The following is a 21,877-nucleotide window of genomic DNA, read 5'->3' as shown; positions in this document are numbered from 1 at the left end:
AAGGATGCGGCTCAATTGAACGTGAACGCAAGAGGTAGCGTGGATGCGATTCTCGACGACGAGACAAGCAAACTTAAAATCTCCGGTTCCTACGAATACTTCGGAAGCAACGCGACCGAAATTTTAATTCTTACGGAAGGAACGGAAGCTCCTCTTTGCACATTCAAACCTCCTTACAACGCGACAAACAGTCCGTGGAAGGATTGGGGTTCTTGCGACCTAAACGTAAATCAGAAAAAGGATCTGAACGCCGGAAAACTCTACATTCTCATCAAAACAATCGATAGAACGGAAGGGCAGGTTCGCGGATCCATCGTGGCAGAATCCAAAAAATAAATCTCAACAAAATTCCAATGATACTTAATTCGTTTCTTAGATGTACGAGAATGCAGTGCATCTAAGAAATTTCTTTTTCACGATCGATCTTTTCGAATACGACAAAACATACGAACGTCAAACATTCTTACGTTAGGAGGCATCTCTCAAGACCCTCACTTACCACGACGGAATTCTTTTACGCTGAATCGAAGACTTTTGCTTTTTATAATTCTGAAGTTTTTGCTTTTCTTTTTAATCCTCGCTTTCAAAATGAACTTCTTCACAGGAGAATTCTCATGCAGAATCCGGCCCAATCCCAAAAATCCTCCATCCATCAGATTTGGAAGGACGGAGCCGTTGTTATCAATCGAATCCGGCTCGGGTTGGTGATCTTATTTTCTCTTACGTTACTCAGCGTTTCCAAAACCAATCATCCGACTCAGGTGATCGCGCACGTTGTGGGAACCGCCTTGATGGCCAGTTATTGTATCTTGGAATTCATTCTCCATCGATCCGGAAAAGTAGGGGTTCGATTTCAAAAGACGTTAGTTCTCTTGGATGTGAACATTCTTTCCTTAACCTTAATGGCCGATTGTTCCATCGAACCGACCGTTTCGTCCGGGATTCTCGCCAACATGCTCATTTTCTTTATCTATTTTTACGTGATGATCTATTCTTCCTTCTTGGGAGAACGCGGGTTCGTCCTTTGGATCGGAGTTCTCGCCGCGTTAGGAATCATCGCATCCATGTTCGTGGCTTGGAAGGGAGGAATGATTCTCACCGAAAATCCGGAGCTCGGAAAGGTTCCGGGTCATATGATTTTTTCGGTGCAGATCGTGAAGGTGACTTTCGTTTTTACGGCGAGCATCATTCTTTCGCAGTTGATGAAACTATTCGGCAAACTCACGGACGAAGGTTCGAGATTGTATCAGGATTCTCAGGTTCTCTTAAACAAACTCACACAGGATCGCAAAATTTTGGAAAGTTCGGCGGAGAATTTAGAAGCGTCCATCCGTAAGTTCGCGGACTTTATCAATCGAACCGGCGAGAAGATGGAATCCCAAGCCGCCGCGATCGAAGAAGTCAATGCCGTCATCGAAGAACTTTCCGCGTCTTCTTCCAGCACGGCGCATTCGATCGAAACCCAGAACCTGAGTTTGGGCGAACTCGCGGGCAGTTCCGAAAAGTTGGACGAGATCTTAAAAAACAGCGCTTCCCTAAGCGAGGCTCTTGCGATTTTTGCAAAAGAGAATAAAGCGGATATGGAGAACGTCACGATCGCCGCGGAAAAAACGAAATCCTATCTGGTCGATATTACGAATTCGTTTAACAGAGTCGACGAGATCAATCGGATCATGAGCGAGATCGCCGATAAAACGAATCTTCTCGCGCTCAACGCTTCGATCGAAGCCGCGAGGGCAGGGGTTGCGGGTCGAGGTTTTGCGGTGGTCGCAAACGAAGTAAGCAAACTCGCGGAGTTTACTTCCGGAAACGCAAAGTCGATTTCTGAGATCGTCAATCAATCCCGTAAGTTTATCGAAGAAGCGAGAATCGCTTCCACCGAAACGGGAGACATGACCGAAAATCAAAAATTGAAAATTTTGGAAACCGTGGATCGAATCGATAAGATGAATTTATTTTATCTCGAGCAAAAATCGATCATTCAAAAATTCGTTTCCGAAGTGAACCGAATCAAATCCACTTCGGAGGAAATTCTCAGATCGACCAAAGAACAAATGCTCGGTCAAAGAGAAATGGTACAAACGATAGGAAACCTTGGAACCGAAATCAACGAGATCAACGAAGATTCCGGTTTGCTTCAGGAAGAAATCGTAAAAATCAAAACACAAGCGTCCGAGCTACGAGTTCTCAGTGTTCAATCCGAAAATTAATCGGAATTCGAATTGGTAAGATAAATTCGCCGCACAAATTCACTTCGTCGTAGCGGACGACGGAGTTTGTGTTTTGATCTTCACCTTGGATTCCAGAGTCGGATTCAAAATCGTATATTGCGCTTTGATCAAGGAAGAATTTCCGACCTTATCGGTGACCCTAAATTCGAAACTGTGTTTGCCCGCGTCCAAAACAAGTCCTTCCGCGTAGTTTCGAAACTCGCCTCCGTTTTGACTAAACTGAATCGATCTCACACCCGAGATCAAATCCTCGCACTGGATTTGAATCTCCGTTCCGATCGGGAATAATTCTCCCGTGGAAAGCCTCGGGCTGATTCTGCAAATCGGAGGATTGGAATCCAAAATTCCGAAAAAACTTTCTTCGGTTTTATTTCCCGCTTGGTCCTTTGCTTTTACGTCGATTCCAAAACTCCCGTCTTCGATCGAATCCGGAAGGATAAACGTATAATCGTTTTTGTTTTGAGAAATCGGATTGACCTGAGTTTTTCTTCCGTTCTGTAAAAAATAAAATTCGGAATCGGCAACGCCGGAAACGGCATCGGCGATTTCCACCTTTAACGTTTGATCCTTTCTCGTCACATAAACGGATTCCAACTTAAACCCTTTGCCGATTTCCACTCGGATCTCGGGTCTTTTCGTATCTTGAACGACTTCCATAAGTCTTGTGGTTTCCTTAACCCCCGAAGCCGTCTCGGAATAAAACTCGACGTCGTTTTTTCCTTCCTGAAGTCCGCTGATCGTTCCTTGGTATTCTTTCCATTCCCCCTCGTTGACTCGGAAGAACACCTTCACCCCATTCTTACCCGAACTCGGATTGTCCAAAACGATCTTCTCGTTTTGAGTCGGAGATAGAATGATCGCCTTGTCCTGAGACGGGGCTTTGCGTTCGAGTTTTACGAAAGGTCTCAGTGAATCGATGAGAATCGCCTCGGAAGGTTCGCCTCGGGATTCTTTGCGTCCGATGCCGACGACTCTGATATATCGCTCGTTTGATTCGGGGAAGAATCGAATCGTTCGATCGTTGACAGAAACTGTTCTCAGTACGATTTGAAAATCGGAAGTGTTTGAAAATTCAACTCGATAGGATTGAGAGGCCGGGTCGGCTTTCCACTTGAGTTCCAATTCTTTTCTTTCTTGGGCGAATGCGATTCCGAACGAAATCAGGATGAAAACGATCCAGAGATATTTTAAGATTCTCATTTGTTTTGAAAATCCTTTTCGATCTGAATCTTGCTCGGAATCGGAAACGGTTCCACGGGAGGTTTTCCTTTTTCCACGTACGTTCCGAAGCCCGCTTTTACGTCCACGTCCTTACCGGAACCGGCAACGTTAACCGTTCCTTCAAAACATCCCACGTCGGTTCGTTCTTCACCTTCGTTGTTTACGTAGAATTTGGTTCCTCTTACGCCGACGACCGCGACGGGCGTGCTGATCACCAATTTCTGAACGACCTTTTTAGAGGTTTTTAAAAGTCCCGGTTTTACGTCCGCTTGCAGTTGTCCGTTTTCCAGAAAAATTTCGGGCGCGGCTTTTTTAGAAACGCTGAAGCTCGACTTTTCGAAAATCTTAACCTTGGTTTCGTTTTCGACGAATGCCAAGAAAGCTCCGGATTTCGCTCCGGTTTTTAAACTTTCTCCGTCTCTTAAAATTTGATTTCTGGAAACGGAATTCCAAACGGGAGATCCTTCTTTCGGTTTTTTAGAATATTCCACGACGCCGTGAAAGAGTTCCAACGCGGCCATCGGTTGTCCTTCGATTTCGACGACCTTTCTCAAGTGAACGGGAACTTTGAGAACCATTCCTTCCTTAATCAAGGATGGATTTTGAATCTGATTGTATTTTAAAAATTCTTTCCACTTTCCCGGATCGTTCAAAACTTCCTTCGCGATCTTGGTCAGAGAATCGTTCTTTTTTACCTTATATTCTTCTAAGGATTTTTCTTCGGAAACGGCCGCTTGTTGCGCTCCTAAGGAGAACGTAAACGATAACACCAGAATATACACAACAGTTCTCAAAGGCAGAAGGTTCATAGTCCTAAATTCCTATTTTTTTATATGAAAATTTATTTCTGAAAATTGTTGATAAATCGACAATTCAGAAAATAAAATCTTGAAATTTTAGACGAGAGAATTATCTATTTTCAGTTCATAAGCGAGGGAATTTCCGTGGTTCAAAGATGGGTGGAACGAGCGTTATTTGTGACTTTGATTTTAGCAGGAATTTTGGTTCCGGGAAAGGTTTTTTCTCAGGCGAGCGACGCCGCGGCGGCGATCCAAGAAGCTTGCAACCGTTTGGTGAACGAGGGACTCTATAAGAGCTGTAAGGCGGCTCCCGGATTTTCCGCAAGCCAAGGTTACTACAGCCAATCGGCTCAGGTAAAATGCGAATGTATCAACAAAAAGGACAACGGAAAAACGATCGTTACGATCACTCTCGGTCAGTATTACTAATCCTATTTCCTTTTTAACGCTCGATTTTACGCGATCCGCAATTTCGAGCGAATTTCGAATTCTTTAATATCTCCTAATATTCTTTGAGTAACTCATAAAAAAAGCGCAGCCGGATTTTTCCGACGACGCTTTTGCATAGAGATACGAATTCCATCGAAAGCAACGGACTCGGCTTACTTGTTATAGTCCTTTTCGAACTTGTCCGAAGCGGAGTTCAACTCGTAGCCGGCTTTTTCAAAATCGACATTGATCTTATTCAAAAGAAAATCAATTTTACTTTCGTCAACTTTGGTTCCGCTTTTTAAACCGGAACGCAATTCGATCACTTGTTTGTAGTCGCTACCCACACTATTTTTGTAAGTTTCAACGGCTTTGATAGAAACATTCTTAAGATTAGAATCTCCTTTAAAATCGCCGATACTTTTTAGGCTTTCAGCTGACTTTGTCAGTTTCTCTTCCCAGGTCTTTCTTATGGATTCCGCAGTGACGTAGTCATCTTTTCCCATTGCGTCGTTTAGAGCGTCCATGTCATCCGTAGAACCGTTCATGATTTCCATGATTTTGTTGTTATACGATATCGGATCCTGGGAGTTACAGCCAGTGTTTAAAAGGAGAATGCAGACGATCGCTGCAAGAAACGTAAAAGTGGTTTGTTTTTTCATGCGCGAAAGATTCTTTTTGAATCCGGAATTTCAATCCTATTTCGAAACTGAAGCAAGCGCAAAGAATTGGGAGTTATAAAAAAAGAAAATTAGTATTTTATACTTTTATAAAGTAGCTTCCGTTCCTTTTGTCGAAAGATCTCGAAGGAAAAGGCAGGATGAAATTTCAAACAGCAAGTTATAAAGCAAGGAAGAATTGATTTTTGCGTTCTGATAGGAGGAAAAAGCGGCTTTTGAGAACACGGATCCTTGGTTTTGGAGTGATTTTAAACGGATTTTGACCATTTTATTTGGGAAACTCCAGTAATGAGACATAATATGTATTATCGGAAGTAATGGGTCTGTCTTCCAAAACTTGGCTCCACTGATTCGATATACCATAACTCGTTTTTTATTCCATGAGAAACGTTTGAGAAAGTCTCACTCACTGGATACGTTCTTCAAACGGAAAAACATGCTTAAACCGAAATCCAGTTTATAATATGGATTTCGGTTTAGCAAACTTGAAAATCAAATCGCAAATTCTTCACCAATGACTGTGAATTATGAGCCTCGTAAATTCATGTTATAATATAAGGGGAAATTCATGAACGTGAATGCTAATCTTCCTTCGAGCTTTGGCAAAAATATAAAAAGCCGATCGCTTTTGTTTGGAGGTTTATATGTTTACGATCAGAAAAGTTGTAGTATCCATTTTATTTTTTACATGGACCTTAAATTGTGTAACCGGAGATAAAAACAAACTTCCATTCTTAGCCTATCTCGATCTCGTCGGAAATTCAAATTCGTTCTTCGTTTCCCAGATCACGCCGGGTTCGGGAACGTCCAACATTCCTCTCAACACTTCGATTCAAGTTACGTTCAACGCGGCTTTCGATTCAGCCACGATCACTTCTTCCACATTTATTCTTCATAAAAACGGTGTTCCGATTCAGGCAAACCTAACGTTGAGCGAAACAAGCGCGGTTCTTACCCCGAACGCAAATCTTTCTTCTTCCACAACGTATACCGTGGAAATCAAAAAAGACATTCAGTCCACGACCGGAAAATCCTTAAAAGAAGATCTAACTTGGAATTTTACCACCTCGGCCTTGGTCGACGCAGTGGCGCCGATGTTATCTCTGAGAACTCCTTCGATCGGAGCCAGTCTCGTTCCCGACAATACTTCGATTCAAATCGCGTTTTCCGAAACTGTGGATTGTACCACCGTCGATAACAGCACGTTCATTCTTAAGAATGATACGACCTTGGTCATAGAACCTTCCACCGTGAATTGTTTTGGATCCAATGCGACCCTGGTTCCCAACAACCCTCTTTTGCCCAATACGACGTACCGTGTAAACGTTCTTTCGTTTATCTCGGATCTTGCAAACAACCCCATTCTTCCCCAAACATGGACGTTTACTACGGGAGCCGGTCCCGATAGTACGCCGCCTTCCCTTTCTTTTAGTTCGCCGGGTCCGGGCGCAACAGCGGTTTCGGTGAACACGGGAATCAGCGTTGCCTTTAGTGAAACGATTCAGTGTGGAACGATCGCGGGAAATCTTACCTTGGACGATAATCCGATGCTTCCCGGCCTGGTTGCAGTAAACGTAAGTTGTTCGGGAACCACCGCTTCGATTGTACCGACCGCAGCCTTGTCCTATAACACAACCTATACCGTAAACGTCAGCAACGGGATCACGGATCTTGCAAACAATCCCACCGCAAACACGAGTTGGACGTTTACGACGGGAACGGCCCCGGATTCCACGGCCCCGACGGTTACGTTTACCGTACCGACAAACAATGCGGTTGGAATCGGGACCAACACGATTCCAACCGCGGTCTTCAGCGAACCGATGCTTTGTGCTTCCGTAAATACGGCTTCCTTTCGATTGAAAGTACAAGCGACCGGAGTTTATCTTTTGGGAAGCGTGAATTGTTTCGGAACCTCCGCGACCTGGACTCCGAACGCAGTCAATCCTCTATTGTATAACACGACTTATACGGTGGAAGTCAACGCTGGAGCATTGGACAAAGCAAACAATCCGATCGTTCCTATCTCTTGGGATTTTACAACGGGAGCCGGTCCGGACCTGACGCCTCCGAACGTTTCTTTCGTAACTCCGACAAACGGCGCGGCGGGAATTTCCGTCAATACAGGAATCAGCATCGCCTTCGACGAGACCATGAGTTGCGGAAGTATTTTAGGATTGGGAAGTATTACGTTAGATGACGATCCGTTGACACCGGCGACTACGATCCCGCTCAATATCACCTGCAACGGAAATACGGTCGCCCTAGCTCCGACGGCCGCATTAGCGTATAACACAACGTATACGGCCAAAATTTCCGCTGCCGTAACCGATGCCGCAAACAATTCCATCGCTCCTTATACCTGGAGCTTTACAACGGGTGCCGCACCCGATTTGATTCCCCCGCAGGTTTCACTCGTGAGCCCGTCTTCCGGTGCGACTAACGTGGCCGTCAACTCGAACATCACCGTTGCTTTCAACGAAACCGTCGATTGTTCCACCTTAAACTTTACGATCAACAATGGAATCGGAGGAACCGTGAATTGTTCCGGCGCATCCGCGACCTTTGTCCCGAACGTGGCAACTCCTTTGAACGCGGGAACCACCTATACCGCAACGATCGGAGCGGTAAAAGACCTCGCGAACAATTCCATGGTTGCGGTTCCCTATACCTGGAACTTTACAACCGGTTTGGGGCCGGATGTGACCGCACCGACCGTTACGATTCAAAATCTAAGAAACAACAGCGTCGTCGAATCCGGTTTTGTGATCGGAACTTCCAACGACGACCGTTCCGTTGCGTTAGTCGAAATCTCCATCGATTCGGGAGCTTATGCTCCCGCAACCGGAACCACAAATTGGAAATTTCAACTTCCGATCGGAAACACGACTTGGAAATCCAATTCTCAACATACGATCCAAGTGAGAATCAAGGACACCTCGAACAACGTCGCAACCTCTCCTTTGATTACGGTCCGAAAAGGAACCAACAGGGACATCAACGGCGACGGTTATACGGACTTAGTCGCCCCCGAATACGGACAGGGTTTGGTTTATATCTTCCATTCTTCCGGAAGCGCAGGAATTACGATTCCAAGCGCGCAGTTCGCGAGTAAGATCATCGTCGGAACGGCCGCGAGTCAATTCGGTAAAACAGTCACGATGGGCGATCTCAACGGAGACGGATATGCGGACGTGATCGTCGGAGCGCCTAAGTTTCAAAGCGCGGGAACCAATAACGGAAGGGTTTATATTTTCTATTCTTCCGGAACGATCGGAATCACGCCGACGCTCGCGGCATTTGCGAACAACACTCTTACCGGAACAAACGGAACCAACGATCGATTCGGAGACACTTTGACAACGGGAGATATCAACGGAGACGGTTATACGGACGTGATCGTCGGAGCTCCGAGTTACAACGGTTCGATGGGAAGAATATACGTTTTCCATTCTGCGGGAGCTACCGGAATCGCAAACGTCACCGTAACCGGTGCCGGTGCCGGAGCTTCTTCGTTCAAAACGGGCGCCGCGGCCAACGAACGATTCGGTTTTTCCCTTGCTTCCGGAAATATCAACGGAGGAAACGAAGACGATATCGCAGTCGGAGCACCCGGATTCAACAGCGGGACCGGAGTCGATTGGGGAAGAATTTATATGTATTACGGTTCCGGTGCAGGTTTAACCGCGGCCGTAAACACTCTTACAAACAACACCGGAAACCCGGCCGTTGCAGGACCGGGTGGTGCGGCTCAATACGGTTATACGGTCGCCGTTGCGGATGTAAGCGGAGACGGATATGCCGACGTAATTGCAGGCGCTCCGTTCTTTATCCAAGTCGGAAATCCGAATCTCAACCAACAAGGAAGAGTTACGGTTTTTAATTCCGCGGGGGCCGGAGGTGTTGCAAACGCAAACATCGGAGCGGCAATTCGAGTTTATACCGGAATCAACGCAATCAACGGACAATTCTTAGGAATCACCTTGGCCGTAAAAGATTTAGATTTGGACGGAAGAGCGGACGTGATTATCGTTTCAGCCGCGCCGGGACCGAACACGGTTTATGTTTATATGAACTCGGCGGCCTCCGCAGCCATTCGAGATACAACTGCCGCCGACGTTACGATGGTAACCGGGGCTCTGTACGGGGTCAATTCTCTGATCAACGGGCCGGGAATTCCTCTCGCGATCAGCGACGTCAATGGAGACGGACTTCCCGATATGTTGATCAACGGATCCGAGACGGTTCGAATCTATCATTCCGTGGGAGGAGCGACCCCGATCACGAACAATCCGGCCGGAGCCAACTACGTAATCCTCGGTTCCGCGTTGGGCGGCGGAATCGGAGGCGCCGCATCCAACTCAAACGAATTCGGATCGGGTCTGTATTGAACGACTCAAGGCTCTTACAGATTTTGGAATATAAGGGTTTTATAAGGACGATTTGACTTCGATATAAGCGCGGATTGTATTCTTCCTTAAAAAGAAAAATGGAGAGAGTACAATGATGCGGAAAGACAAATCGGCCGAAGGGCCCAAACGAATTTTTTGGAGAACGATTTTCATTCTTTGGATCTCGACTTGGATCCAAGGATGTGATTCTAATTCTTCTACGAACGATTCAAGGGCGATTCTTCCTTTGGCGTTGAATCAATTCGGATGGAACGCGGACGCGGCCAACAATTTAAGAAGAAACGCTTCTTCTTTTTTTATGACCACACAAAGTTCGAGTCTTCCTTTGAGCACGGATGGAAGATACATCGTCGACTCCGGTCAAAATCGTTTTCGGTTAAAGTCCGTGAACTGGTATGGGGCCAGCGATACTCAATACGTGGTCGCCGGTTTGGACAAACAGCCGATCGAACATATCGTTTCTCTCATACAAGAATGGGGATTCAATTCGGTGCGACTCCCCTTCTCGAATTTAATGCTCCATCGAACCGAACCCGTTTCCAACGAATCGGTCGCGGCCAATCCTCAGTTTTTCGGCAAAACTCCTTTGGAAGTTTACGACGCGACGGTGCAAGCGTTGACTTCCGCGGGAATCATCGTGATTCTCAACAACCACACAACGTTTTCGGAATGGTGTTGCGGTTACGACTACAACGGACTTTGGTATCATACCGGTTCTTCCTTTGCATACAATCAAACGGTCGAAATGTGGCAAGCCGATTGGCTTACGATGATCCGCCGCTATAAAAACAATCCTTTCGTCGCGGGAGCCGATCTTCGCAACGAGGTTCGAACGATGCGAAAAGGAGATACGCATATACCCGATAGTCCAAACTGGGGAATGAATGACCAAAACGATTGGCACAAAGCTTCTCAAGATATGGGCGTTTTGATTACACAAGAAAATCCTAATATTCTTGTGGTCGTGGAAGGAATCAACTGGTGGGGTCTGATTCCCGTTTTGGGATCGGGAGAACGTCCGCATTTGAAACCGATCAAGGATCTGCCGGTGCATCTTCCGCTTTCCAACAAACTGGTCTATGCGGCGCATAACTACGCGTATATCGGACCGAACCACAACGGAGACGATTCCACTTCGGGGAACAATATCAAATACAGGGATATGGACGAGAATACGTTTAAGTCCACGGTGTTCAACGAATGGGGTTACGTCGTAACGCCGGAAACGTATTATTCGGCGCCGGTTTGGTTGAGCGAGTTCGGCGCCTCTCCTTCCAACAGCGGCGCGACCGATCAGGAATGGCTCCGGAGATTGACGGACGTTTTGATCGAAAGAGATATGGACTTCGCCTATTGGCCGTTAAACGGAAACGACGAATGGGGGCTGTTATCGAGCGATTGGTCCAGAACCTTAAAAAGCGACTGGAGGTTCCAACATTTAAACAGACTTCTTTCCACAACGGGTAGAAGCGGAGCGATTCACGAGAATCATTTCTCCAATCTTTCCATCGGAGGAGGAAACGATAATTCTTCCACGCTCACAAACGATTGGGACAACGGAGCCAACAAAGGAACCTGCCCCGACGGTTATCGTTTGAACGGGCTGAGCACGAATCAGAAAGCGCTTTGTACGGATATCGGGACCGGAAATCTCTGGAATCCAAATCGCAACTACAACGTGCAGGCCGTTTACGAAACTTCCACTCGATATCACGGAACCGGAGATTGGGCCGGCGGATTTACGAAGTACGAATGTCCGACGAACTTTTACGTTTCCGGATTTTCAAAACGGTATTGGGGAACGAGCGGAATTCTCTGCGCGTCGAGCAATCGAAACTTGAGCAATTCCTGCAGAACGATTTGGTTTGATCGGGGAGACAATCGAACTTCGGTAAAAAGGGGGGATTGGGCGTTCGGTTCTTACAAGGGACAATGTTCGGACAACGAATACGTCGGCGGGATCGCGCAGAGAAACGGAGGAGCAAGCGCCCTACTCTGTTGTAGAATCAATCCGTAATCGAATCGATGGAGTCGATACGAACGCCGCGGGCGGTTCGACTTCCGTTTCCATTCGATCGACGTAGACTTACTTTCCTTCCGATTTGATTTCCGAAATTCTGTAAAAAGGATTCGAATAGATCACACCGGAAGGAAAGACCGCGCGAACGATCGCGTATTCGTCCTCTTTGCGAAACGTATATTCAGCTTTTTGCATCTGAATTTTCTCTTGGAGCACCTTGCCGTTTTTTCCGATGAACTCCAGTTTGACGAACGTTTCCGGAAACTCGGCGACGATTCGATTCTTTTCCAATTTCAATTCGGTGATCTTCGGATCGTCCATATAATCCGTCGCTTTTACAACCGAAACGTAATTTCCCAGTTTCAAATTGCGGACGATTTCCTTTCGATCCACCGAATTCGTGTTGAGAAGGACGTAACGAACAAACGCTTCTCCCTCGTTCTGATCCGAAAACGTAAGTTCGTGAAAAATTCTTTGATACAAAGGAAGTTTCAGCGCGCGAATGGATTCTCCCGGAAAATAATGGAGATCATCCCCGCTCACGGCTAAGATCGGAATTCCCAGATCCAAAAGACGAACCCAATCGGAAAACGTATTTCCATACGGAGAAAAAACTTCGACCGCGTCCACGCCGCGCAGATTTTCGAGAATCGAATAAGAAATCGATCCTTCCAAACCCGGATGACTGACCGCAACAAAAGAACCGGACTTCTGCATCTGATCGATCGTCCATTGAATGTTTCCGATCGAAGCAAAGAGAGGAAAAAAATCGCGGATCGGAGTTTCGGAACCGAGCGCGAGAATGTGTTTTCGATTGAAGTCCCTGCCCCATTCATAACCGGGAAAAAATTTAGAATTCCCGGATTCGATTCCGCTGATTTTCAGATAATCCGTGATTCCGATCAGGTCGTAATTCTTTTCGGAATATCGTTCCTGAATTTCTTCGGGCGGACTTCGAAACGGGGAGAATCCGTCCCGATCCGAATGAAGATGAAACGCGAGTTTCAACCATCTGTGTTCCGTCTGAGAATAAGGCGAATGAATTTGATCTCCTTGAAAGGGAGAATTTTTTCGAACCTCAAGATCGCTTTTGAGGATGAAGGAAGTCAAAAGATGAGTAACGCCTAAAAACGCGATTCCGCCTAACAGACGGGACCAAACTCTAGGATGGATTCGTTTTTTGAATACCATACGAATTCCATTTCATAACAACTGTGATTTATGAGAAAAGTTTTTCTCTCTCGTTCGCATTTTTACGTTCTTCTTTTTTGAAAGCGATTTCAAAATGTCAGGAATTTGTAATTTTTGAAAATGGGATCTCGCAAGAATTTTTGGAACGATTTTTTTGTTTTGATTCGGCTTTCGCTCCGAGACAAAATAAGTAAGTGCGCACTTAATTAATGAATTTACAAATTTACCGACTTCTTAAATTCTGAAATCCAATGGCAAACCCGGAAATCTCCGTCATTCTTCCCACATACAACGAAAGAGAAAACGTTCCCATTCTCATTCCCAAAATCGAAAACGCACTCAAAAACCATTCTTACGAAATCATACTCGTGGACGACAACAGTCCCGATAAAACCTGGGAAGTTGCGGAAGGTCTCAAAACCTCGCATAAAAATTTGAGCGTGATCCGAAGAATGGAAGGAAGAGGACTTTCTTCCGCGGTGATCTCGGGAATGTCCGTCGCAAAAGGAAACGTGTTCGTGGTAATGGACGCGGATCTGCAACACGACGAAAGAATTCTTCCAGAACTCGTGGCTCCGATTTTAAAAAATCAATCCGACGTAAGCGTCGGAACGCGTTATACAAACGGAGGTTCCACTTCCGATTGGTCTTGGATTCGAAAACTGTTCAGCGTCTCCGCGACCAAACTTGCGATGTTTCTTTTGCCGATTCCGGTTTCCGATCCGATGAGCGGTTTTTTCGCGATCTCCCGCGCCTACTTTCAAAAAACCGCGGACCAGATCAATCCGAGAGGATTTAAAATCCTATTAGAATTTTTGCATGGATCGGAACAAACCCCGAAAATTTCCGAAATCCCTTTCCAGTTTCAAAGCAGACAATTCGGAAAAACGAAATTGGACGGTTCCGTGATTCGAAATTATCTGATCGCGCTTCTCGATCTTCGTTTCGGAAAAAAAATCTCTCCCACGTTCTTATTGTATTCCTTAGTGGGTTCTTTCGGAGTTCTCGTAAATTTATTCGGACTTCTCATCGGAGAAACGTTTCGATTTCCGGAAATCTCCACTCCGTTTCGTTTTTTAAATCCGCTTTACAGTTCCGTTTTGTTCGGGATCGAAATCTCGATTCTTTCCAATTTCGTTTTAAACAACTACCTCACCTTTTACGAAAAACGTTATATAGGAATTCGGATTCTGCAGGGACTTGTGCTCTTTCATCTCGTGAGCGTTCTCGGGCTTTTGATTCAAATCAGCGTGTTCCAACTTTTGTATCAAAGAATTTTTCTTTTGGAATTGAATTCTTCCGGACTTCTGGTTAAATTCTTATCAGATTCGCTTGCCATTCTAGCGGCGATGATTACGAATTACTTTCTGAACCTAAACGTTACTTGGAAAGGTTCTAGGGATTAAATTCGTTTCAGGAGAATTTTCCATGCCAAAAGTTTTGGTTCCTTTCGCGGAAGGAATGGAAGAAATGGAAGCCGTCATCATCGTGGACGTCCTTCGCAGAGCCGCGGTCGAAGTGGTCAGCGCGGCGCTCAAGGAAGGTCCTATCCGGGCTTCCCGAGGCGTTCAAATTCTCGCGGATACGACCCTCGACAAGATACGACTCAAAGACTTTGATATGATCGTTCTTCCCGGAGGCGGTCCCGGAACAAAAGCTCTCGGAGCGGATCCAAGAATCGCCGAATTTCTCACAGAAGCCAAAAAGGAAAACAAATGGATCGGCGCCATCTGTGCGGCTCCGAGTGTATTAGTACATCAGAATATTCTAACGTCATCGGATCGGTTCACGGCGTTTCCGGGAATCGTCTCGGACGCTCCGGGTTATACGGGTTCCCGTTTGGAAATTTCCGGCAAAATCATAACCAGCGTGGGTCCGGGTTCCGCTTTTGAATTTTCGCTCGAACTCGTAAAAATTCTTTGCGGGGAAGAATCCATGCTCAAAGTGAAATCGGCTCTGCAACTGGTTTCATGAAAGAATTCTTATTCGAACACAAACAGAAACTCAAAAAAATAACCGCGATCGTAGGGGCCGGAGTTTCTGCGGAAAGCGGGATTCCCACGTTTCGCGGCGCGGACGGCCTTTGGAAAAATTTCCGCGCGGAAGATCTCGCGACCCCCGAAGCGTTTTCCAAAAATCCGAAACTTGTCTGGGAATGGTATCTCTGGAGAAGAAACATCATAGAAAGCAAACGTCCCAACGCGGGACATGAGGCTCTGGTTCTATTAGAAAAATCGCATCCGGATTTTTATCTCATCACACAGAACGTGGACGGTCTTCACGATAGCGCCGGTTCCAAAAAGCTCGTCGAAATTCACGGAAATATATTCGTAAATCGTTGTGTTTCCTGCGGTCGCGAGGACAAAAAACGAATCGACGCGGACGAAAATTCTCTCCCACCCAAATGCGACTACTGCGCGTCTTTTTTAAGACCGGGCGTGGTTTGGTTCGGTGAAAGTTACGACGATCAAAAACTCGACGCGTCCATTCAAAGGATGGAGAATACGGATCTTTTGTTGATTTTAGGAACTTCGGGTTCCGTAAGTATGCCTGTGTATTTGGCTCAGATCGCAAAACGTTCGGGCGCGCTTCTTTTGGAAATCAATCCGGAACGTTCTTCTTTTTCTTCCTCGGTGGATTTGTTTCTACAAGGGAAAACGGGAGAAATTCTCCCCGAACTTGTACAAGAAATTTTGAATGTGTTTTAAAGTTTTCTTTGCACCGATTTTTTAAATTCCTTGCTCCTCGAAAAGAGCAAACCGATTTTATCGAAGGAAACGTTTTTTGAAAACGGGAGCGGTCTTAAAAAATTTCGAATTTCATCAATCGTTTTGCAACGTGATTCCGACCATCGTAACAAAACCGGGCAACGCTTCGATTCGTTTTAACCAGGCTCGGATGTTCGTATAGGGTTTCAGATCGATGTTTCCTTCGGGAGCAAGCGCGATATAAGGATAAAGCGCGACATCGGCGATCGTAATTGTATCGCCGCTCAACCAAGAACTTTCCTTCAGTTGATTTTCGAGAATTTTCAAAAGATCGTTAGCTACGGAAGTCGCCTCTTCCACGTTGATCTTTCGTCCGAATTTATAATGAGCGCGTAACGCGGCGGGACCGCGCCCCACTTCGTTGGCCGAAGTCGCGAGCCACTGCATCACTTTGGCCGCGTTTACGGGGAAACTCGGAAACCATTCTCCTTTTTTTCCGTATTCCAACGCGAGATACAATAAGATCGCGTGACTGTCCCGAATCACCTCGTCCTTGTCTTTTAAAACCGGAACTTGTCCGAACGGATTCTTTTTGAGAAAGTCCTCCGTCTTTTGTTCCCTTTCCTTTAAGTCGATGGAAATACTTTCGTATTTCAAATTGAGAAAAGACAACAACATTCTCACTTTGTGAGAATTCCCCGAGATGGAAGATTCAAAAAGTTCGATCATCTACTTCTCCTTAAAAGATGAATTTAATTCGGCAATCTTTTGAATATAAAATCGGCGTAATCGTTAAAACAGCTCGGAGACATGTGCCCGGGATCGCTGAAATCGTCGCAGCTATAATTCGGATCCTCGTTCATGTTCCAAAAAGTAGCGCCCGTCGATTCATGCAATTTTGTTAATATAGGAATCATGATTTCATACGGAGTTTTTTCGTCCTTTTCGTTTGTTAAAACCTTTCTAGTTTTATAGAGTTCGAAATACGGACGGGCCACCCGAACCCAAATCATCGCGAAAGGAACCTTACTTTCCTTTACGATCCGAATCGCGTCTTCCTGATTGGCGAGCATCTTGGGATTGAACGTAAACGGAGTTAAATAGGATTTAAAATCCGTATTGGATCTTTTTTTCAAAAGTTCCGGAGGCAATACGATGCGAGGACTCGCGTCCGATGTGGCGCTTCCTCTTTGTGTTTTCAAATTCTCCCAAATTTCGGAACGAAGTTTACTGTAACCGTTCGCGAGGGCTCCGCCTTCTTTTGCGCGCGCGCGAATCACGTTCAACCTCGGACGATTCTTATGCGTATGAAATAATTTTTTCGCGATATAACCCGTGAGATCGGAAGTGGAATATCGATCCGCGTGTCTGAAAACGAAGGAAGGACTGAGCCCGTAGAAAAGAACCTCGTCCAAGGTCAAAACCGAAGAGGAGTTAAAAATTTCGATCGATTCATCCATCAGAATGAAGTCGGGTTTCACTCCGTCCGCTTGAAAACGTTCCAACCAATACAGATAATAATCCGGCGAACCGCCCGGTACGGAAAAATTATACAAAAGCCAGTTCGGATATTTTTTTTCTATATAATCGTTTCTGAATAAAAGAGCGCGAGAATTTCCGAAATATACGAGAACCTTTTTGCGATCCTCTTTTTTCAGATACTCCTTCAACTCGTCGAAAAGAAATTCCTTATGTCTAAAGTTCAAATCGGAAAGAGTAAGAGAATAATACGGTTCGAACGCGGTGGAACTGATGAGTTTATCGACACCGAAAGCGATGATAAAGATGATAAACGGAACGAGAAGAAATCGATTTCGAAACATTCTATTCTCCTAAAACTTATAATAGATAAACGCGCCCGAGTCTTCCGAGAACAAGGCGAGAAAAAACACGGTAAGAACGCCCACGAACGTCAAAAGCCAAGGATCGTATTTTCGAAATCGTTTCCAAAAATCGGGAACATATTGAACCCAGTTGAAAAGAACCAGGGCCAAAAATAGATAAAAGAATTTCTCAACATTCTCCATTTGTTTGAGCAAAAAGAAAGAATCTCCGTCGATCAGACTTCCCGCGTCGCCGAGCCAGGACAAGGAAGAAGAGGAAAGTTCGTTCTGAATTTTCGTGGGAACGTTACTAAAAATCCCAACCACGTGTTGTACCATGGTCTTTGCGTTGTCCGCACGGAATAAAATCGCACTGAAGGAAAACATCAAAAAGACGATCCACGCCTTTAAAATTTTCAGGAAAATATTTTTTTCCGGTGTGAGTTTCCAACCCAGAGAGGTTTCGAGATATCGTTCTCCCGCGAGAAGACAACCCCAATAGAATCCCCAGGTGATAAACGTATAATCCGCTCCGTGCCAAAAACCTCCGATCGTCATCGTAAGGATGAGATTCAAGTGCGTTCTCCACTGAGCGACCTTACTTCCGCCGAGGGAAAAATAGATGTAATCCCGAAGCCAAAAGGATAACGTTATGTGCCATCTCTGCCAGAGTTCTCTTCCGCTTAAGGAGAAAAAAGGAGCCTTGAAGTTTTCGGGAAGATAAAATCCGAGCAAAGCCCCCACTCCCCGCGCCATATCGGTAAGACCGGAAAAATCGCAGAAGACTTGGATCGAATAACCGATTCCCGCGAGAATCAAAGACGTGGAATCGTACACTTCCGGATTGGAAAAGATCGGAGAAATAAGACCAGCCGCAGGATCGGCGATCAAAACCTTTTTGATCAAACCGCTGATCATCAGATAACAGCCGTTATAGATTTTATCCCGGTCCGGAACGAGGTTTTCCAGGTTCGGAAAAAAATCTCCGGTTCTCATGATTGGACCCGCGATCAAAACCGGAAAGAACAACACGAACAAAAAGTATCCTTTGAGAGAAATTAATTCTCCGTTCGGATTTCTTCTCGCGTCCACGGCGGCGGCGATCATTTGAAAACTGTAAAAGCTGATCGCCAAAGGAAGAATGATATGAACGATTCCTTGAATTTCCTGAAAGAACGGATAACCCGTGAGATCCGCAAGAACTCTCGAGAAGAAATAAAAGTATTTGAAGAATCCTAAATTGACGCAGTTGAAAACGACCGACACGATCATCCACCGTTTGGAATGTTCGCCGGAGGTTTTGATCCGAAGATAGAAAAAATAATTGAGAAGAATTACGAGAACGAAGTGTAAAAAGAAAATCCAGGAAAACCAGACGTAAAAGAAAGCGCTGGAAAGGATCAAAAAATCGGGACGGTTCTTTTTGGGAATCGACCAATAGATTATATAAACGACAGCAAAAAAGATCGCAAAGGTAACTGAGTTGAACAGCACGGTTATTTGCCTTTCCTAAATAAATTTTTCCAATATTCCAATTCTTCGGAGTTCAGTTCCTTATCTTTGAACGCTTCGGCATCGACTGTCGTCTTAGGTGGGGAAATTTCCGCGGTTACGATCGCCGAAAATTCTTCCGAAGTGATCGGATGCGCTCCCCATTTTTTTGCGTGAAAAAAAATCTCTTTGTCCGAACTGACCACTTGAATTTCGGAGGGACGAACGTTTGTGCGAACGAATTCCTTAATGACGTCGTCCGCTTTTCGTTCCCGACTGAAATACACATTCAGTTTTCCGAAGTTCTCCTGAAAGACCTCGCTTCCGACTTCTTTCTTACCGTCGAAGAAAACGTGAAAGGTTTGTTTTTTCTTTTTCTTGGAATACGATTCGATCCTTTCCAAAAGCCCCTGTCTGGCCTTTGAAAGCTGATTCTGATACATACATTCTTCCAAATCGGGGAATTTATAAATCAGATTGAAACCGTCAATTGCCACTTGAGAAGACATGGAATTGTAGTGACCAGAATCCCATTCTCGTAAATGCTGTAAACCAACCTTTCCGGGGAGATTATGAGTAAAATGGCTGATTCCGAACGTTATCCGGTCCGGGTCAACAAATTTAACATCTGGCATTTTTATCTTTGGCTTCGGGCCTTGCCCGGGTCGGGAAGGGATTTGTTTTTACTTTCTCTCGCCGCCTTCGACGTTCTTCTGCTTTTGATCTACAATTCTTATAAGGAAATTCTTCCGAAAGAATTGTACGCGTATACGATCGGTTTCGATTTTTTCGTTTTAGTCGTTTGGGCGATGGAGCTCGTCACTAAGTTCCGAAAATCCAAGGATCCGGGAACCTATTTCTCGATGAACTGGTATGAAATCGTGGGAGTGATTCCGTTTTATTTCCTTCGTCCTTTTTTACTTTTGAGAGGAATGAAAATTCTGATCGCCTTTTACAAGCTAGGTCAATCCGGACAAAATCTAAGCGATATCGTAACGAGAGAAATCACATTCCGATTTCGAGATGTGATCGTGGATACGATCGCGGATGCGGTGTTTCTTCATTCTTTGGAAAGAGTGGAAGAAGTGATGATTCGTTTGGATTACAGCCAACTCGCGAAAAAAGCCTTCGAACTGCATCAGCATCAATTCAACGCAAAGGTAAACGAATCTCTTCAATCCAAATTTCTTTTGGGAGAATTGTCCAGAATTCCGTTTATGGGAGAAATTTCCAAACGTCTCGGAGAGGACATCAGTTCCATGATCACCGAGGTTTTGGAAAACGAAGTCACCGGTGAGATCATGAAACAAATCACCGAAGCGATTCTCAAAGAAATGGCCAATCACGTAAAAAAACTTCCCATCGAAAGAATCACGAGGCCTCTCGAAGTGGAAACTCCTTCGGCTCCGATCGAAACCAAAACTCTAAAACCGGAAACCCAATCCGGCGAAGAAGATTCGGAGCCTCTTCCCGAGGAAGGATCCAAATCTTGATCCTTTCGATTTTATAAACGGTGTTCGTTTTAATGCGACATCGGGATTTCCAACAAAAGAATTCACTTTAGCAATGTCTTAAAGACCACATTTTGGATTTTATTCACTAAGTTCGATAAAAAACACTTGCGATTCTATTTCGAACGTTTAAAATTTTTAACGGAAAGGAGTTTTGTTATGAAATCCGTTGATACTTGGTTTGACGAATACGCGGACAGTCATCGTAATCCCATCAATAAAAACATCCATTGGATCTGCGTTCCTTTGATTTATTTTACGGTCATCGGTCTTCTTTGGTCGATTCCCGTGCCCGCGTTTTTTCTATCCGTTCCGTATTTAAACTTTGCGACGATCTCTCTCGTTTTGGCCCTCGCGTTTTACATCCGACTTTCTCCGTCCTTGGCCTTGGGAATGTTTCTTCTCAGTTCTTTGATGATCTACGTGATCGTTCTTCTCCAAGCGACCGTTCTTCCGATCATGCTCGGAACGTATTCGTATGGAATTTTAGAACTTTCGATTACGATTTTCGTTCTGGCTTGGATCGGACAATTCGTTGGTCATAAGATCGAAGGTAAAAAACCTTCCTTCTTTAAGGATCTTCAGTTTTTGATGATCGGTCCGATTTGGTTGTTGGGATTCGTTTATAAAAAGATGAAAATCGCTTATTGATCGTTTTGCGATCCCGGTAAGAACCGCTAAAAGTCAATCTTCTTGACCGGCCGAGGCGGTTCTTACATCACGTATTACGAGTTACCGAGAAAAAAATTCCGAGGAAATCCGATGCCCAAGATAGTGAATCATGAAAAATACAAAATCGAAATCCTATCCAAGTGTGTGGATATTCTCGCGAGAAGAGGTTATTCCGCGGTTTCGATGCGGGAGATCGCGACGGAACTCGACGTTTCCACCGGAACCTTGTATCACTACTTCGCAACCAAAGAAGATATCTTTAAGGAATTGGTGAAATTCGTCCTGAGCAAGGACATCGAAGAATTACAACTCTATTCGAAAGGAAATCCGGGACAAACCCTCGAATCCAGAGTCGAGTCCCTTTTCCAAATGATCCAAGCGAGAGAATCTTATTTTCAAAATCTTCTCTACATCATCTGCGACGTTTCCCGTCTGAAAAATCACGAAGAGGAAAAATCCCTGATCGCCGACGCGATGAAGGAATACGTGAACATCATCACGAAACATCTGGGAGTAACGAATCCTACTTTGAACCGAATTCTGATCAGCGTGATCTTAGGAACCGTGGTTCAAAGAATCGTGGACGGAGAAGCGATCAGTCTTTCGGACACTTCCGAGATCATCAAGGACTTCATGTCCATTCTTCTTTCCAACTCGTTTACGTTTTAAAAAAAGAAATTTAGAAACG

Annotated in this window: 19 protein-coding genes (1 of these 19 only partly in view); 11 read left to right on the top strand and 8 right to left on the bottom strand. The window is 45.1% G+C overall.

The features are described from left to right. Both LEP1GSC052_RS04995 and LEP1GSC052_RS04990 read left to right on the top strand, forming a co-directional pair. Window positions 1–336, top strand: the 3' portion of a protein-coding gene (locus LEP1GSC052_RS04995; RefSeq protein ID WP_020985564.1) for a CHRD domain-containing protein. Its footprint begins 93 nt before the window's first position; only the last 336 of its 429 coding nucleotides appear in the window; its start codon lies beyond the left edge, outside the window; it ends in the stop codon at window positions 334–336. Between the two features lie 278 nt (window positions 337–614). Further along, window positions 615–2,210 carry a methyl-accepting chemotaxis protein gene (locus LEP1GSC052_RS04990; RefSeq protein ID WP_010574728.1) on the top strand — a complete coding sequence of 532 codons (1,596 nt, stop codon included), beginning with the start codon at window positions 615–617 and terminating at the stop codon, window positions 2,208–2,210. Between the two features lie 39 nt (window positions 2,211–2,249). On the opposite strand, the gene LEP1GSC052_RS04985 is transcribed toward LEP1GSC052_RS04990, so the two are convergent. Together LEP1GSC052_RS04985 and LEP1GSC052_RS04980 are read right to left on the bottom strand one after the other, a co-directional pair. Next, entirely contained in the window at window positions 2,250–3,431 is a 1,182-nt protein-coding gene (locus LEP1GSC052_RS04985) for an OmpL47-type beta-barrel domain-containing protein (RefSeq protein WP_010574727.1), read from the bottom strand. Next, window positions 3,428–4,261, bottom strand: coding sequence for a FecR family protein (locus tag LEP1GSC052_RS04980; RefSeq protein ID WP_010574726.1), 834 nt, complete (start codon window positions 4,259–4,261; stop codon window positions 3,428–3,430). The genes LEP1GSC052_RS04985 and LEP1GSC052_RS04980 overlap by 4 nt, the downstream gene beginning before the upstream one ends. Before the next feature lie 135 nt (window positions 4,262–4,396). Between LEP1GSC052_RS04980 and LEP1GSC052_RS04975 the strand changes: the two genes are divergently transcribed. Next, window positions 4,397–4,681 (top strand): hypothetical protein, encoded by a 285-nt coding sequence (locus LEP1GSC052_RS04975; protein ID WP_010574725.1) that lies wholly within the window; start codon window positions 4,397–4,399, stop codon window positions 4,679–4,681. Between the two features lie 173 nt (window positions 4,682–4,854). Here the strand turns inward: LEP1GSC052_RS04975 and LEP1GSC052_RS04970 are convergent, their stop codons facing one another. After that, window positions 4,855–5,343, bottom strand: coding sequence for an LIC11966 family lipoprotein (locus tag LEP1GSC052_RS04970; RefSeq protein ID WP_040912836.1), 489 nt, complete (start codon window positions 5,341–5,343; stop codon window positions 4,855–4,857). Between the two features lie 662 nt (window positions 5,344–6,005). On the opposite strand from LEP1GSC052_RS04970, the gene LEP1GSC052_RS04960 reads away from it, so the two are divergent. After that, the gene (locus tag LEP1GSC052_RS04960) at window positions 6,006–9,752 is read left to right on the top strand and encodes an Ig-like domain-containing protein (RefSeq protein WP_010574722.1); all 3,747 of its coding nucleotides are present in this window, start codon (window positions 6,006–6,008) and stop codon (window positions 9,750–9,752) included. 115 nt (window positions 9,753–9,867) lie between these two features. After that, window positions 9,868–11,790 carry a glycoside hydrolase family 5 protein gene (locus tag LEP1GSC052_RS04955; RefSeq protein ID WP_010574721.1) on the top strand — a complete coding sequence of 641 codons (1,923 nt, stop codon included), beginning with the start codon at window positions 9,868–9,870 and terminating at the stop codon, window positions 11,788–11,790. Window positions 11,791–11,859: 69 nt separating this feature from the next. Here the strand turns inward: LEP1GSC052_RS04955 and LEP1GSC052_RS04950 are convergent, their stop codons facing one another. After that, on the bottom strand, window positions 11,860–12,984 hold the full coding sequence (locus LEP1GSC052_RS04950; protein WP_010574720.1) for a PHP domain-containing protein: 1,125 nt from the start codon (window positions 12,982–12,984) through the stop codon (window positions 11,860–11,862). A gap of 251 nt (window positions 12,985–13,235) precedes the next feature. Here LEP1GSC052_RS04950 and LEP1GSC052_RS04945 point away from each other — a divergent pair, with 251 nt between their 5' ends. The 3 genes from LEP1GSC052_RS04945 to LEP1GSC052_RS04935 are packed head-to-tail and all read left to right on the top strand — an operon-like array spanning window position 13,236 to window position 15,692. Then, window positions 13,236–14,390 carry a glycosyltransferase gene (locus LEP1GSC052_RS04945; protein WP_010574718.1) on the top strand — a complete coding sequence of 385 codons (1,155 nt, stop codon included), beginning with the start codon at window positions 13,236–13,238 and terminating at the stop codon, window positions 14,388–14,390. Between the two features lie 22 nt (window positions 14,391–14,412). Then, on the top strand, window positions 14,413–14,958 hold the full coding sequence (locus tag LEP1GSC052_RS04940) for a DJ-1 family glyoxalase III (protein WP_010574717.1): 546 nt from the start codon (window positions 14,413–14,415) through the stop codon (window positions 14,956–14,958). After that, window positions 14,955–15,692 carry an SIR2 family NAD-dependent protein deacylase gene (locus LEP1GSC052_RS04935; RefSeq protein WP_020986576.1) on the top strand — a complete coding sequence of 246 codons (738 nt, stop codon included), beginning with the start codon at window positions 14,955–14,957 and terminating at the stop codon, window positions 15,690–15,692. Before LEP1GSC052_RS04940 ends, LEP1GSC052_RS04935 begins: the two co-directional genes overlap by 4 nt. Before the next feature lie 114 nt (window positions 15,693–15,806). Here LEP1GSC052_RS04935 and LEP1GSC052_RS04930 read toward each other — a convergent pair whose 3' ends face one another. The 4 genes from LEP1GSC052_RS04930 to LEP1GSC052_RS04915 are packed head-to-tail and all read right to left on the bottom strand — an operon-like array spanning window position 15,807 to window position 19,515. Next, the gene (locus LEP1GSC052_RS04930) at window positions 15,807–16,421 is read right to left on the bottom strand and encodes a glutathione S-transferase family protein (RefSeq protein WP_010574714.1); all 615 of its coding nucleotides are present in this window, start codon (window positions 16,419–16,421) and stop codon (window positions 15,807–15,809) included. A gap of 23 nt (window positions 16,422–16,444) precedes the next feature. Continuing rightward, entirely contained in the window at window positions 16,445–17,515 is a 1,071-nt protein-coding gene (locus LEP1GSC052_RS04925; protein WP_010574713.1) for a DUF1574 domain-containing protein, read from the bottom strand. A gap of 9 nt (window positions 17,516–17,524) precedes the next feature. Next, window positions 17,525–19,009: an MBOAT family O-acyltransferase gene (locus LEP1GSC052_RS04920; RefSeq protein ID WP_010574712.1), complete on the bottom strand. Its 1,485-nt coding sequence runs from the start codon at window positions 19,007–19,009 to the stop codon at window positions 17,525–17,527. A 2-nt stretch (window positions 19,010–19,011) separates the two neighbouring features. Continuing rightward, on the bottom strand, window positions 19,012–19,515 hold the full coding sequence (locus LEP1GSC052_RS04915; RefSeq protein ID WP_020986415.1) for an NYN domain-containing protein: 504 nt from the start codon (window positions 19,513–19,515) through the stop codon (window positions 19,012–19,014). 72 nt (window positions 19,516–19,587) lie between these two features. On the opposite strand from LEP1GSC052_RS04915, the gene LEP1GSC052_RS04910 reads away from it, so the two are divergent. From LEP1GSC052_RS04910 to LEP1GSC052_RS04900, 3 genes are all read left to right on the top strand, one after another. Further along, entirely contained in the window at window positions 19,588–20,499 is a 912-nt protein-coding gene (locus LEP1GSC052_RS04910; protein ID WP_010574710.1) for a hypothetical protein, read from the top strand. A gap of 177 nt (window positions 20,500–20,676) precedes the next feature. Next, the gene (locus tag LEP1GSC052_RS04905) at window positions 20,677–21,168 is read left to right on the top strand and encodes an Mpo1 family 2-hydroxy fatty acid dioxygenase (protein ID WP_010574709.1); all 492 of its coding nucleotides are present in this window, start codon (window positions 20,677–20,679) and stop codon (window positions 21,166–21,168) included. A 111-nt stretch (window positions 21,169–21,279) separates the two neighbouring features. Then, on the top strand, window positions 21,280–21,858 hold the full coding sequence (locus LEP1GSC052_RS04900) for a TetR/AcrR family transcriptional regulator (protein WP_010574708.1): 579 nt from the start codon (window positions 21,280–21,282) through the stop codon (window positions 21,856–21,858). The last annotated feature ends 19 nt before the right edge of the window (window positions 21,859–21,877 follow it).

The sequence above is a fragment of the Leptospira kmetyi serovar Malaysia str. Bejo-Iso9 genome, assembly GCF_000243735.2.
In the GTDB taxonomy this organism is placed as follows: domain Bacteria; phylum Spirochaetota; class Leptospiria; order Leptospirales; family Leptospiraceae; genus Leptospira; species Leptospira kmetyi.
The sequence above is the reverse complement of the archived record's forward strand: the minus strand, read 5'-3'. Positions and strand labels throughout refer to the sequence as shown.